Annotated in this window: 10 protein-coding genes and 2 pseudogenes; 3 read left to right on the top strand and 9 right to left on the bottom strand. The window is 38.6% G+C overall.

Annotation, left to right across the window (positions count from 1 at the left end):
* Positions 1-184 precede the first annotated feature (184 nt).
* The 3 genes and pseudogenes from ACNSTQ_RS21590 to ACNSTQ_RS21580 form a co-directional block, all read right to left on the bottom strand.
* Positions 185-393: pseudogene (locus ACNSTQ_RS21590) on the bottom strand (hypothetical protein).
* A 356-nt stretch (positions 394-749) separates the two neighbouring features.
* On the bottom strand, positions 750-950 hold the full coding sequence (locus ACNSTQ_RS21585) for a cold-shock protein (RefSeq protein ID WP_275118823.1): 201 nt from the start codon (positions 948-950) through the stop codon (positions 750-752).
* Between the two features lie 147 nt (positions 951-1,097).
* A pseudogene (locus ACNSTQ_RS21580) lies at positions 1,098-2,155 on the bottom strand (DEAD/DEAH box helicase).
* Positions 2,156-2,433: 278 nt separating this feature from the next.
* Between ACNSTQ_RS21580 and tnpB the strand changes: the two are divergent.
* A complete protein-coding gene (gene tnpB, locus ACNSTQ_RS21575) occupies positions 2,434-3,606 on the top strand; it encodes an IS200/IS605 family element RNA-guided endonuclease TnpB (protein ID WP_418201818.1) in 1,173 nt (390 codons plus the stop codon).
* 81 nt (positions 3,607-3,687) lie between these two features.
* Here the strand turns inward: tnpB and ACNSTQ_RS21570 are convergent, their stop codons facing one another.
* Complete coding sequence (locus ACNSTQ_RS21570) at positions 3,688-4,131, bottom strand: HEAT repeat domain-containing protein (RefSeq protein ID WP_418201817.1); 444 nt, start codon at positions 4,129-4,131, stop codon at positions 3,688-3,690.
* A gap of 536 nt (positions 4,132-4,667) precedes the next feature.
* Between ACNSTQ_RS21570 and ACNSTQ_RS21565 the strand changes: the two genes are divergently transcribed.
* Together ACNSTQ_RS21565 and ACNSTQ_RS21560 are read left to right on the top strand one after the other, a co-directional pair.
* A complete protein-coding gene (locus ACNSTQ_RS21565) occupies positions 4,668-5,588 on the top strand; it encodes a DUF1672 family protein (RefSeq protein WP_418201816.1) in 921 nt (306 codons plus the stop codon).
* A 17-nt stretch (positions 5,589-5,605) separates the two neighbouring features.
* Positions 5,606-7,705 carry an SA1320 family protein gene (locus ACNSTQ_RS21560; protein ID WP_418201815.1) on the top strand — a complete coding sequence of 700 codons (2,100 nt, stop codon included), beginning with the start codon at positions 5,606-5,608 and terminating at the stop codon, positions 7,703-7,705.
* Positions 7,706-8,055: 350 nt separating this feature from the next.
* Here ACNSTQ_RS21560 and ACNSTQ_RS21555 read toward each other — a convergent pair whose 3' ends face one another.
* From ACNSTQ_RS21555 to ACNSTQ_RS21535, 5 genes are all read right to left on the bottom strand, one after another.
* Positions 8,056-8,151, bottom strand: a complete 96-nt coding sequence (locus tag ACNSTQ_RS21555; protein ID WP_418201814.1) for an AbrB/MazE/SpoVT family DNA-binding domain-containing protein — start codon at positions 8,149-8,151, stop codon at positions 8,056-8,058.
* 206 nt (positions 8,152-8,357) lie between these two features.
* The gene (locus tag ACNSTQ_RS21550; RefSeq protein ID WP_418201813.1) at positions 8,358-9,497 is read right to left on the bottom strand and encodes an alkene reductase; all 1,140 of its coding nucleotides are present in this window, start codon (positions 9,495-9,497) and stop codon (positions 8,358-8,360) included.
* A 473-nt stretch (positions 9,498-9,970) separates the two neighbouring features.
* Positions 9,971-10,912: an NAD(P)H-dependent flavin oxidoreductase gene (locus ACNSTQ_RS21545; protein WP_418201831.1), complete on the bottom strand. Its 942-nt coding sequence runs from the start codon at positions 10,910-10,912 to the stop codon at positions 9,971-9,973.
* Positions 10,913-11,462: 550 nt separating this feature from the next.
* Complete coding sequence (locus tag ACNSTQ_RS21540) at positions 11,463-11,906, bottom strand: hypothetical protein (RefSeq protein WP_418201812.1); 444 nt, start codon at positions 11,904-11,906, stop codon at positions 11,463-11,465.
* A 193-nt stretch (positions 11,907-12,099) separates the two neighbouring features.
* Positions 12,100-12,702: a methyltransferase domain-containing protein gene (locus ACNSTQ_RS21535; RefSeq protein ID WP_418201811.1), complete on the bottom strand. Its 603-nt coding sequence runs from the start codon at positions 12,700-12,702 to the stop codon at positions 12,100-12,102.
* Positions 12,703-12,895 lie beyond the last annotated feature (193 nt).

The following is a 12,895-nucleotide window of genomic DNA, read 5'->3' as shown; positions in this document are numbered from 1 at the left end:
AACTTTCCTTGTTACTTTATAATCCTTCACTGTGACAACCCGAGATTTGTCGAGAAGAACGGGGGCTGTACTCAAGTGGGTCTCATTCAGGCCACGATCTACTCAGTTCCCTATACCTTAACTAAAAAAAATAGCGCCAACTTCTATTGAATAGAAACTAGCACTATGTTTATTTGCTATACGTTTAGCGTGACGCTTTTGGTGGTTCGCACACGTCACATTTACGTTGGTTATTATTTTTAAAGTTAGTAAATGTTTTTTCAAAATTGCTACCACATGCACATTTAAATAGTAACTTTTGTGAAAAACCATGGTATTCCGTCGTTAGCAACTTACTTTCCGAATTGTTTCATCAAATTCTTTAATCTTACCGATTGTCCATCGTTTATTCATTCTCTTACACCTCTGTATTTTATCTCTAGGCGAAAGCTTATCTTAGCATCCGTTCAATTATTAGCAATAGTCTTAATTATCCTAAGTTTTTAATTATAACATGAGCTACACAAAATTAAACAGAACGTTAATCTAAGCGGGGCCTGTCCCCCGCTGCGGTAATACTTTACTCTAGTGGAGGACAGATCTCAAAAAGCCTAATCCTCCCTTATTTTCACTAAGGAATTTTTAGGCTTATAATATTCCACAATCACACTTTGATATTTGATACCATTTTCCTTAACTAAAGATTCTGTTCGCAGCGAAGAGTTACAGAATTATAGAAAAAAGGACTCTACAAAAGAGTCCTTTAATAATTATGCCTTGTTTACGTTAGTAGCTTGAGGTCCACGTTGACCTTGCTCAACGTCAAAAGTTACTTTTTGGCCTTCATCTAAAGATTTAAACCCATCACCTTGGATAGCTGAGAAATGTACGAATACATCCTCCCCACCTTCAACCTCGATGAATCCAAATCCTTTTTCTGCGTTAAACCATTTTACTGTACCTTGTTGCATGTTTGTTTACCTCCTGTGGTGATTTGTTTCACTATCGATTATTAGTATTGCTCAATTATTGTTCAATCATCAAAGGAAAAATTTTTTAATACTAATTTCTCCAAGTCGGGCTCATCCATTATCACCTTAAACCTTTGATGCAATTCTTTATTTAATGGCTAAACTAACCTTCAGTTTCTTTCCTTTGATCGTTGGATTTTCCATTGCTTCTAACACTAACGAACCTTTTCCATTATGAATATCAACATAGGTTAACTCGATCCCTTTAAGGTATTTCCCATCGTTTGGTGTGGCAAACGTAATGCTTTTCCTTCATTACCAGAGCGCCCTGTTCTTCCTGTACGGTGAACATAACCTTCTTTTTCCATAGGTACGTCATAGTTAATGACTAATGTTACATTATCAACATCAATTCCCCTAGCAGCAACATCCGTTGCCACAAGATAACGGAAATTCCCCCTTTTAAAACCATCCATGACGGAAAAACGGTTTTCTTGTTCTAATCCACCATGAAGTTTTTCACATGAATAATTAGCGCGTCCTAGTTCGGAAAACACCGTACTCACATGCTCTTTCGTATTGCAGAAAATAATACAACTGTCTGGATTTTCCATATATTTATGACAAAGGTTTTCCACATCTTTAGGCAACGTTGCAGAAAACACCATCGTCACTCTGTTAGCAGGAAGTGCTTTAATAATCTCTTCCACATCGTTGATGAAACCCATATTTAGCATCTCATCTGCTTCATCAATAACGAGAAACTTAATTTCATCCAATGCTAAAGTTTCTCTTTCGATATGGTCGATCACCCGGCCAGGTGTCCCAACAACAACATGATTTCTTTGTTTCAATTCCTCTTTTTGTGTCGAGAAGGGCTCTTTTCCATAAACAGCCATGGCTTTAATCCGCTTGAATCTACCAATATTCGTAATATCCTCCCGAACTTGAACGGCAAGCTCCTTGTTGGTGTGAGAATTAACGCTTGGGCTTCCTTTCCTCCCAATTCATCATTTCACAAATAGGAATTCCAAAGGCTGCCGTCTTTCCGCTACCTTTTGTGATTTGATTACTAGATCTTCTTTGTTCATGGCTAGTGGAATTACTTCCCCTTGTACCTCTGTTGGCATTTCATATTTCATTATTGAAAGTGCGCGATTTATTTCATCGCTTAACTGATATTCATCAAAGCTTCGTTCACTCATACACTAACCCCATTTTTTTTATAAATTCTTTTTAAGGTTTTGTTAATAGTTAATGTATACAACATAATAAAAATCAACATTGCCCTTTTTAATTATAGACCCTGTTTCAGAAAAAGCTATAAAACGGAGCTTTTTATCTTTATCCGACAAAATACTCCCTCTTCAAGCGCTGAGGTTTTTCAGCGGTAAGGGGGAGATGAATGGCGGTTGGCGATAGCCAAAACACTCACTGGTTTGGCATAATGAGAACGTACGTTCTTAGAAGGTGAGGTGAGTTCATGCTAGTTAAAAAGGCGTTTAAATTTCGTATCTTCCCTAATCCAAGACAAATTGAGTTAATCAACAAAACGATCGGATGTTCAAGGTTCGTGTTCAACTACTTCCTCGGCAAGCAAAAACAAAAAGACGCTTATTGGTACATCGTCGAAGAGATGGTACAAAACGGACAGTTGCTATCAAACCATTGGAAGAGCGACTTTTTCAATAAATATGACTCTATTAAAGCCGTTCGCCAGTTGAAAGCGCACTATCCTTTCTTAAAAGAAGTGGACAGTATCTCCCTTCAAAAGTCGGTTGAAAATTTAGCTGATTCGTACCAACGGTATTACAAGAAGCAAAATAAAGCTCCTAAATTCAAAAGTAAGAAGAACAAGGTGCAGTCCTATACCACAAAGCAAACCAACGGAAATATCGCTGTTCAGGATAAATACATCAAGTTACCTAAACTTGGTCTTGTTCGGTTTGCTAAAAGTCGTGAAGTGGATGGACGGATTATCAATGCAACCATTAGACGTAATCCAAGTGGAAAGTACTTTGTATCCATCTTAGCTGAAACAGAAGTGATTCAACTGCCGAAAACAAACTCCAGTACAGGCGTTGATTTAGGACTAAAAGACTTCGCAATCCTTGCGGATGGTACGATATACAAAAATAATCGTTATTTTAAGTCGTTAGAGCAAAAATTAGCAAAGGCTCAGCAGGTGCTTTCTAGGCGAGTGTTCGGTTCTAGCAACTGGAATAAACAACGAATTAAAGTAGCTCGTATTCATGAGAAAATCGAAAACAAGCGGAAGGATTTCTTACACAAAACCTCTACCGATATTATCAAAAACCACGATGTTATCGGAAACGAAAATTTGCAAGTGTCTAACATGATGAAATATGAGAAAACAGCTCAAGCTATCGCTGATGTGTCTTGGTATCAATTTAAGGTCATGTTGAAATACAAGGCTAAATGGTACGGAAAGACAGTAGTGGAAGTGAGTAAGACCTTCCCAAGTTCTCAGCTTTGTTCGAGTTGTGGCTACAAAAACAAAGACGTTAAAGATCTAAATTTGCGTGAGTGGATATGCAAGTGTGGAGCCCATCACCAAAGAGATGTTAACGCAGGACAAAATCTTAGAAACGAAGCGATAAGACTTCTAACCGTCGGTGCGACGGGGGTAGCCTAATCCATAACTAGCGGTTACGCTGGTGTTCTTAGGAATCCCCCACTTCAAACAGCTCGCAAGAGCAGTTAAGTGGTGGGTAGTTCAACTCGTCCGTAATTCAGACCACAACTGCTCAAGCCACTTATCAAAATCCGCACCCTTCTCTCCTTCATATGTATCATACACATCAATTCTCATCTTTTTCAGTTTTTCTTTGAAATCTTCATAAGAGTGATCCTTAGGCAGACTCTTTTTTATACGAACAAGGATTTTTTTCGTATCTTTAATGGCATCGCCTTCTTTCCGTTCCGGCATCGTTACCTTCTCCCCTAAGGCTAGAAGTTGACGGTAAGCAGCTTCCCGGACTTTAAATACAGAATCACCTGCCATACTGTGCTTTAATAATTCAATCGTCTCTCTCGCTTTCCACATCCCTAACTCTTCTACCGCGTCCAATCGTTCCCGCCAATTGGCTGTTCTATTGATGGATTTTTTTAATTCATCAAAATTGGCAGGTAAATCTGTTCTTTCTTCATTATTACTCAAATCATTTACCCCCTCTTCTCTTTATATATAATTCGTTCAAACCCTAAAAATATTTTACCTTTAATTGTATTTCTACATACACGCTTCAATCATAAAGGGAGAACGTGATGGCTTCTGACCAATGATAACGTAGGGGATTTTTAGTACCATCTAGGGAAAATGTTCATCCAACTGATGGATAGGATCTCATTTCCCTCTAAACAGGTTTGTTTTACAGCATAAAAACAGCCAGTCACCTGTAATTATTGACTGGCAGCTTATAATATCTAAGTTTCAGCATCAGCGTAGCCGTGAAAAACCCAGAGGTAAAGCCAAAACGCGAACACTGTAATTAAATTCCCCTCCCCCTTATTAACTATTCCTAAATTCCTAAATAATGGTCGAGTTTCTGCACTCTTTTAACATACTTCCCCAACCAAACTCTCATTTTTGCATTTTATGGATATAATTGTAATTTAAAGCTCCATTTTTTACTATTATCCGCTAAACTAATGGGTAGAGTTGTATTTAGGTGTGAAGGTTCAGGAGGATATGACATGAAAATAAAATCAATTGTACTAGCAATCTCTTTAATAATACCACCACTCATGATTGGAGGATGTAACGTAATGGACGAAATCACTGAGACACACGAAGAACGACATGCTAGAGAAGTATATGTCAGTGTAAATGACTACACCGGCGAAGAAAAAGATTTACCTGATGGGCAAAAAAACGATCCTATCGCAAAAGAAAAGTTCGAGGAAATTGCCGAAGCCACACAACAGTTTTTTCTTGAAGAATATAAAACAGAAGTCATTGTTCATAACGCGGTTGGTGCAAAGCATGGGATTATGGTGTTTGTCGAATCACCAAATGAGCCTAGATTCCACACCTTTGCGATGATGCCTGTCGATGCAAATGATAAAAAGATTTTTCCTGAAGACATTTGGACTGTTGAAATGCAGGTAGAACAAGCTCTCTTTGGTGGATTAATAGCGATGATTATGAACGAAGAGTTTGCGGCTCTTAATCAATATTTTGAGGAATTCACGACTCATTTTCCTGTCACTGGTTTACGTCAAGAAGCATTAAAGAATGTCATGAGTTCAGGTTACTCAACACCTTATTATTTTATTCAAACAATGTCTTTGATAGATGAGTTTGATGGAATTATCGACAGCTACTTAAATAACCCTAAAATTTCGTTGTCAGAACTGAAAGAACACTTTGATGAGGGCAGTTATGAAGCTGATAATTTCTCTTTTGTTATTGACATATATATGAAGGAGCCAGGTAAGGATCCAGACGAAGAGATCTTTAAACAACTCGTCGAAGACATAAAAACCTTAGATATTTTTCCAAGAGGTGCTTATACAGTTTCTTTACATGATAACAACATAAATAAACTTTCAGGGATAGGACATAAAGAAAATACATTAATAGAAGGAAATATTGTACCTATTATACGAAAGTAGGCAATGGAGGTCTGTTTATGGGAAGTCTTTTTGTTCAGCAGATTGATATCAATACTACAACCGATCAGGAACTTGTTCAATTAGCTGGATTATACGCTTACTTAGAACGCCGTACAGGGGAAAGAATTCGTTTAAATACTTCCACTTTCAGAATAGTCGACACCAACTACAACCACCCCACCGGCCTTGATGCTTTAACTTTGCAGAACGTCAACACGGGTGAGTTTATAATGGCCTTTGTAGGTACAAATGTACATGCAGAACACGGAATGCAAGATTTGAAGACCAATGTGCGGCTATTAAATGAGCCCACCCCGCCTCAATTGCGTGCAGCAAACGAATATTATTTACAAATGCAAGCCGAACTTGCAAAAAGCGGCCATTCTATTTCCTATGTATGTGGGAACTCACTAGGCGGCGCACTCGCAAATAGCGTGGCGGTGAAAAACCCAGAGGTAAAGTCAGTCACGATTAATCCTGCCTTGTTACCTTCAGGGTTGGTTGTTAAAGATGCTGAATATCCTAACATTACAAATTATATTAGTCAGTATGATATCCTCAATTTAAGTATCCGTGCCGGACAACTTGATCACCGCGTACCCGGCAATCAGTATGATATCTATCATGGCATTCCTTCTTTAGAAGCATTAGGTCCTAATCATACAGGCTATGTGCGTCAAAATGGGCAACACGTCCCCTATTATGAGAGCGGCGAACCAGGGACCATTGATTATGTAAAAATATATATGGATGCCCATGAGCATATTGTGACAAGTATCTGGACAGGAGAACCACTATATGGGGGTAGATCGATTCCTATCCGTATTGATCGTGAGCATTTACTCAAACTCGGTGATGGATTGGAAACGAAAGTAATCGAACGGCTGAAAAGAACACAAACCTATATAAACAGCTCGGTTGCCATCGTCGAAGCTGAAGGAGCAGACATCGACAAACGATTAAACACCCTTCGCACTGTTTTTCAGGAGATGATACGACGAGAAACCAATCAGGTGCTTAATGAGAAAAATAGAAGACTGAAAGAAATGGTTGCTGCATTACATACTTTCTTAAACCTATTAGAAACAAGGTGCCGATCACTCAATTATGTCCTCAATTCTCCTCCAATGGAACTGTTCGAATTTCTTGCAAGAAAAGACATTAGCGTGGAAAGCATATGTCAAGAAATAAGAAACAAGCTCTATGAACTAGAAGATATGGTTGATAGACTGACAGACGGGCTCCACAACATTACAATGGATCGCCTTGCAGAAGTCCTTCAAGGTGGGCAAAACAAATTTTATGATTATGTAGTGGGAGAACTGAAGTCTCATTTGTACATTGTCCAGCAAAATCAGGAGCGAGCCATCACACAAATGTCAGAGTATCAGTCTCAAGTTGTTGCAACTGGAGAGAAATTTCATCTCCTTGATCTCAGTTTAAGTCAAAGAAAATCGATAAGTAGCGCTCTAAATTTATCTGATGTACTTAAGACAAGTGCCGTTCAAATGGAAGAGTCCCCCTACTTAATGATGCATATGAGAATAAAAAAGGTAGCAGTAGATGCAGCGACAGCGACCTTTAAACAAAGTACAAATCCAATCATTAGTGGAATAACCTCAAGTTTGGATTTCATCCTTCGAAGCATCGAATTCCTTGGGAATAGCGCTAGATTTTCAATTAACACAGCAACAAACCTTGCACTTTACGGTAATGTACCTGGCTTAGCCATAAGCTTATTTTCCGATTACAATACACGAGTAAAAAACGCTGTCAATAATGCCCTATACCCACTCGATGATTTATTGGAAACCATTAAAGGTATAAGAAACGGTTTGTCAGCCCTCCGAGATAACTACCTAAGACTGGTGGATGAATTGAGACCTTATATTGACTCCGCCATTTTTAGTAAACAACGCTTCCAAAACGTGACACTCTACAACACCGCTGCTTGCTCTATTCTAAAAGAAATGGAGCTACTTTTTAATGATATAGTCTATCAATTGTCCCATAATCAAGGAAAAGCCATTAAAGCACTTCAACTAACTGGAAATAGTGTACGTCAAAATATGAGCAAACTCGAAGAACAGTTGGAACGTGGAACACTTTACGGATGATCCATTTAAAACGACTTCGCCTACATTCAAACCTGTTCGAGGTCTGTCCCCCGCTGCGGTAATTCTTTACTGGAGTGGAGGTCAGTCCCCGAATCCTTTTTATCAACCCTAGAGTCTTCAATCAACATATCAAAACCGGTCATTTCTCCTAAAGTGCAAAATAGTCACTTCCATTTGCTATTCGGACTGAGAGGCCTCTATTTGTGAAAAAATCGATAATTTCACGATCGAACGGACTGAGAGGCCCTTATCTAGCAAAATTGCGTTGGTATTCACGTGTTTCATAGGAAATAAGGGCTTTTGAGTCCGCAAACACCTCTAGAATGGCCATTTTCATTGAAATAAGGTCCTCAGAGTCCGCGAGCGTTTAAACCTAACTTTTCTCTAAGTTCCTTTGGAATTGTTATTTGTCCTTTACTCGTCATCTTCCCACTAACTAATTCCATTTCAATTTCACCTCTTACTTGTTTCTTTAGTATTACTTTTATTATAGGTATTACTAATAATTTTACAAACATATCTGATAATAAACGTGAAAAAAGGGGGCAGACCTCCAGATGCGTTAAGGCATTAACACAGTGGGGGTCTAACCCCAAACAAAACGAAAGAAGCAAGAGGACCGCCCCCCCTTGCTTCTTTCACTATCTATTATCTATACCAAAACCGGCAAGTGCGTCCTTGCTTCATACTCTTCCAATTCCTCGCCATTTTTCAAACGAGTAAGAAAGTCAGAGTTAGGAATCAGTGGACGTCCGAAAGCTGCTACATCTATGGTTCCTTCCATTAATGCTTTTTCAGCCATTTCGGGTTCAAGGTTACCCACTCCTATAATGACACCCTCCCAATATTTTCGAACGAGTTGATGCATCGTTTTTCCATCAGCAAGCACCTTCGTAAACTCCATGGTGGAAGGATGAATCATCGTCGCACCCACTTCACGGAATGCTTCTACAAACGTGCGAATGGCTAACTCTGGATCTTCCCACTCATAAGCCGTATTATCCACTTTATGAGCGGAGAAGCGAATTAACGTTCTGTCCGTTCCGATGGCATCAATCACAGCTTTTGTAACTTCTTTCATAAACGTTAATCTTTCTGGAAGGTCTCCTCCATATCGATCCGTGCGCTTGTTCGTTACATCTGAACAGAATTGATCGATTAAATAACCGTGCGCCCCATGAATTTCAACGCCATCAAATCCTGCTTCTATTGCATTTTTTGCGGCTTGGGCATATTGACCAACTACCTCGTGAATATCATCGATTGTCATCTCTTCCGGTGTATCATAGGGCTTACGAAACCGTGAAACATTTCCTTCAGCCCGGATAGCTGACGGTGCTTGAGGAGGCAAGTTTCCAGCAAGTTCATGGTGGCTTAAACGACCGACATGCCAGATCTGAGCAATAATCGTGCCACCTTCCTTATGTACAGCATCTGTTACAGGTTTCCAGCTGTCGATTTGATCTTGAGTATATATTCCAGGAACGCCTGGATTTCCTTTGCCACGAGGGCTGACTACTATTCCTTCAGTAATAATTAATCCGATACCATCCGCAGCTCGTTTTCGATAGTACTCTACTACATCGCCCCCGACTACACCCGTTTCGTTATCGGCAAAACACCGAGTCATCGGAGCCATTGCTGTACGGGTTTCAAGATTCCAGGCTCCTATCTTTACGGGCTCAAATAGCTTTGTATCTGAAGGATTATCCAAGTTTGCCCAATTCCTAGTAGCTGTTGGTAGTCTTATCCAAGCTACAGTTTTACTTTTTTCTTTATCACCTTGACTCATATGAATTCTCTCCTCACCTTTGATTGAACTTTAATTTGTTATTAAATTTAGAATAATCATACTTCTTTTCTGATTTTTTTGTCAATGAAATAACATTATGTAAGTAAACTCCCTTAGAAATCTATATACGTAACTTTCAAAGGAAGCTCCTATTGAAAGCAATGGTGTTATTTTGGTGAAGTGGATATGAAAACAAAAAGAGGCAACTGAGAGTTCTAATTTCACAGTTTCCTCTTATTTATGAAGTATTTCTCGATTATACCTTTTGAGTAAATGTAAGAGGTAGAAAAGCGATAGTATATATCGATTCATCAGCTTCGTTCGGATTTGGGTTAGGTCCTGTAAAAGGAGGAATGATTACTCCATACGTAGCATGGAACTACCTATTTGTTATCTATTCTACTATGTTCACTACCCATTAGTCTTTTATAACAATACAAATATATTTTACAAATTTAGAAGTGTACCATAAATTACCCTACAGGCGCTGGACTTTTGCTCTCATGAAACTCTTTCATAAGCTGCCCAATAATTTCTTTCACTGGCAGGATGCTTTTAATCTCATGTACCCTTGCTCCAGAAAAGACTAATCCGTCCTCAACATCACCGTTCATCGATCGATATAAAGAATCTAGCGTACAAAATTGATAGGAGCAATTCTTCAAGCAATCGTGACATTTATCGATTTTTATTCGATTTCCCTGACTGATTCGACCTGTGAACCGGTTTTTGATCGCTCTTCCTTGTAACCCAACCGTCGTTTTCACCAAATGCGTATCACCTTCTTTGGCATCGACATATTTTTGTTTAAAAGCGATTGGTGCATCGCATTCTTCACTGGCAACAAATCGGGTACCCATTTGAACACCGGATGCCCCTAGACTTTTTGCCTTCGCAAGATCCTTCCCTGTTAAAATTCCTCCTGCTGCGATGACAGGGATCTTTACGGCCGCAGTCACTTCAGGTAGGATTTCGAATAACGGACGGTCGGTTCCAAGGTGTCCCCCCGCTTCACTTCCTTCCACAACAACTGCCGCCGCACCTAATCGTTCAGACAATCTCGCCAATTTCGCTGATGAAACGATCGAGATGACAGGGACCCCATACTCTCTCCCCCAGGCATACATATCACGAGAGATACCAGCACCTGAAACAATAAAATCCACCTTCTCCTCCATCGCAGCCTTCATCTTCTCAGCAAAATCATTCATCGCAAATAACACATTGACCCCAATATAGCCCGTGTGATTGGTTAATTCCCTTGCTTTTCGAATATGGTATCTTAATTCGTCAACAGAGATTCCGGTCCCAGAGATCGTTCCGATACCACCTGCATTTGCAACAGCTGCTGCAAGCTTACTCAATGAAATTCCGACACCCATTCCCCCCTGCAAGATAGGTACCTTTGGTTTCATATCGCCAATTTGTAATGTGAATGCTCTCAACATAACTCCCCCATTTCTAAAATGTAATAAAACTATGTAACAGAACTTCAGATTTTCCATAATATACTAACCACTGACACTACGCTTCATATCATATACCGACCACCCATTTTGAAAAAGACATAGATGTCATTGATCTTTTATGACAGTTGTAATTTTTACTATTATGACGGTTGAAAGGTTAGAAGGCAGCAGGCACAGGGACGGTACTTGGGCTTTCTTCGTTTAGCGAAGCAAAAGAAGCAAGAGGACCCCTTGCTTCCATTAGCAATAATCTTCTAAAAATGACTAAGAAAAAATAAAAGGCACCCATGATAACGGCTTCCGTATCCTATCGCAAAATCGTAAATTACAATTGAAAATGTAGGCTAATTTGTACCTGTATTTGCAGTTAATTTTGTTTCAACAAAATATTAAAAGCTCGGTTTACACACATCTGTGAACCGAGCCATTTTTATTGAGTTTTTTAATTTTTCTTTTTTTACTAACGCCTCCGTTATTTGAATAAAGATTTTTTTAATCATTTCTCTCGGTTTATCAATTCAAATGACTCTTCAAAATCATCCCATTTTACATTAACTTTGATAACCTCTTCCTCTTGTACTTTTGCCCCAGTGCTAGAACCACTCGTTGAAAACGTAATGTCATTAGGGGGTTCATCAAACTCCCTACTCCTACTACCTCCTTTAGCCCTTGCATCATAAAAAAACTCTAGATTTTCTATTGATTGGATATCTTCAACTGAACCTTTGTAAGTTATTCTAAATTCATAATTGGCTTCATTAGAATATGTGGTTACTCCTTCTTCTTCACCCCATATTTCCGCCCCTTCGTAAATATATTCAGCCTCCCAAAACTCACCTTCACCAATAAACGTGTACTCATAGTTAGTCACTTCTTCATTCGAACATCCAGCTAGTATCATAATCATTATAGATATTGAAGTTATAAATAGATTTTTCATCTCTATTCCCCCCTAAGAAATAAATTTATCTCTTATACCTTATCATGTAACAATAATACTTTGGTTAATAATTGGTAATTACTTTTTAAACAAACCTACCCTTTAACGCAATAGGAGCCGCCACATTCGACAGCCCCTTGTTAAGCTATTGCACCCGTTACTTCAAGAAGTAAAACTCATTTTGTTAAATTAATTATACATTTTTTGCAACAATCTTATTTACAGCATGACAATGCCTAATGTTATTGTCATGTTCATCTTCGAATTGATAAGAACGGTACATTTCTATTGACCAATCAAAATATATCTTTTTTATCTCACCTTCATGAAATATACCTTTAACATAAGGTTTTAAATCTTCAGGTATTTCAACCTCATCCGTAAAAACAACAATAATGTTGTATCCTCCTTTTTGAGTTCCTTCTTTCATTCTCTCAATAATATTTGACCAATTATTCCTTTCTATGAAATGAAACAAACCGTGTGAAATAATTAAGTCATATGTACAGTTAAACTCGAATTTAGTTGCATCTCCAACAGATGCATTTAGATTCTTTAGATTGAGCTTTTTCTTAACTCGATTAATCTTATCTATCCCTGCGGTTGATATATCTATAGCATCAACGAGGTGTCCTAATCTTGCCAAGTAGATTGCATGCCTTCCATCTCCACAACCAAGGTCAAGTATTTTTGAATTCTCATTTAATTGTATACTTACATCTATAACTTCTTGGCTTGGCTTTCCAAATGTCTCGACTTCATCATCCAAATAGGCTCTTTCCCAAAACGGCTCCATTATTTCTCCCCCATACTTACTTTTTTTCATTAAAGTATATCATCTCTTATTAAACTCTACTGCTCTTTCGTATTATAAGGTTAGCCAGATAAGAAAATATTTCTGGTTGACCTTTTTTTATATGGTCTTATTATAACAGTAGCCAGGGTAGAACGTAACTGCTCGTGGGGCATTGATCCCGTCAACTAAACCG

The sequence above is a fragment of the Alkalihalobacterium sp. APHAB7 genome (assembly GCF_048323755.1).
Classification (GTDB): Bacteria; Bacillota; Bacilli; order Bacillales; family Bacillaceae_F; genus Alkalihalobacterium.
The sequence above is the reverse complement of the archived record's forward strand: the minus strand, read 5'-3'. Positions and strand labels throughout refer to the sequence as shown.

Coding starts and splice junctions, on each gene's coding strand:
- ACNSTQ_RS21585 (WP_275118823.1), bottom strand. CDS start 950: ATGCAACAAGGTACAGTAAAATGGTTTAACGCAGAAAAAGGATTTGGA.
- tnpB (WP_418201818.1), top strand. CDS start 2,434: ATGCTAGTTAAAAAGGCGTTTAAATTTCGTATCTTCCCTAATCCAAGA.
- ACNSTQ_RS21565 (WP_418201816.1), top strand. CDS start 4,668: ATGAAAATAAAATCAATTGTACTAGCAATCTCTTTAATAATACCACCA.
- ACNSTQ_RS21560 (WP_418201815.1), top strand. CDS start 5,606: ATGGGAAGTCTTTTTGTTCAGCAGATTGATATCAATACTACAACCGAT.
- ACNSTQ_RS21555 (WP_418201814.1), bottom strand. CDS start 8,151: ATGGAATTAGTTAGTGGGAAGATGACGAGTAAAGGACAAATAACAATT.
- ACNSTQ_RS21550 (WP_418201813.1), bottom strand. CDS start 9,497: ATGAGTCAAGGTGATAAAGAAAAAAGTAAAACTGTAGCTTGGATAAGA.
- ACNSTQ_RS21545 (WP_418201831.1), bottom strand. CDS start 10,912: ATGAAACCAAAGGTACCTATCTTGCAGGGGGGAATGGGTGTCGGAATT.
- ACNSTQ_RS21540 (WP_418201812.1), bottom strand. CDS start 11,906: ATGAAAAATCTATTTATAACTTCAATATCTATAATGATTATGATACTA.
- ACNSTQ_RS21535 (WP_418201811.1), bottom strand. CDS start 12,702: ATGGAGCCGTTTTGGGAAAGAGCCTATTTGGATGATGAAGTCGAGACA.